The organism is Sutterella massiliensis, from assembly GCF_016899755.1.
GTDB classification, from domain to species: domain Bacteria; phylum Pseudomonadota; class Gammaproteobacteria; order Burkholderiales; family Burkholderiaceae_F; genus Sutterella; species Sutterella massiliensis.
The window spans coordinates 1-805 of the sequence record NZ_JACJJC010000151.1; the positions used below are offsets into that span (position 1 = coordinate 1).

The window sequence follows — 805 nt, forward strand, 5'->3', positions numbered from 1 at the left end:
TGCAAGAAGGCTGTGGGCGGGATGCAAAACTGCTGCGAACCGGTGCCGGGCATCGGGATCGCGGACTACATCACGCTGATCCGGGTGTCGGCCGACGTTTCTTCCGCGGCGGGCGACCTGGCTTCGATGGCGGCGCCCGATCTCGCCAAGGATTTGGCGGGACAGTGGCAGAACCTCAAGGGCGAAGCCGCGTCTGTTGTCAAGGACGGGCTCAGCTGGATCAACGAGGACTTTGCATCCGCCTTCGACAATATCGGCGGCTTCACGAAGGACATATTCGGAGAGACCGCCGGCGACGGCGCAATGCAGGCGCTCGAAGAGAAACTGAAATCTTATGCGAAGGAAATGCTGACCGATCTCGTCAAGGAGATGGGGCTTCCCATTACCGAAGCATCGGGTGCCACTGCAGGGAGCGCAGCGTCTGCGATCGTGGAAAACGTTGCAATGGTCTTTACGGTTGTTTCCTGGATTTACACAGCCTATGTGGTGGCCAATCTGGTCATTCAGATCATTTATTCCTGCGAAACGGAAGAGTACGAGATGATCTCTCAGAAGCAGCTCGGCAACTGCCACAAAGTCGGGAGCTACTGCAAATCGAAGGTGCTCGGCATGTGCGTTGAAAAACGCGAGGTGTACTGCTGCTACAAGTCGCCTTTGTCGCGCATCATGAACGAGCAGATCCGCCTGCAGGGCGACATTCTTGGCGCCGAATTCGACGGCTGGGGGAGCCCGAAGCATCCGCGCTGCGAAGGCATCCCGCTCTCGAAGGTGGGCGACGTCGATTGGCTGTCTCTTATACACATCT

Annotated in this window: 1 protein-coding gene; it reads left to right on the forward strand. The window is 57.8% G+C overall.

All coding sequences use genetic code 11. The features are described from left to right. Positions 1 to 21 precede the first annotated feature (21 nt). The coding region (traN, locus tag H6A60_RS14540) for a conjugal transfer protein TraN (RefSeq protein ID WP_205104890.1) at positions 22 to 805 on the forward strand (784 nt) is incomplete at its 3' end.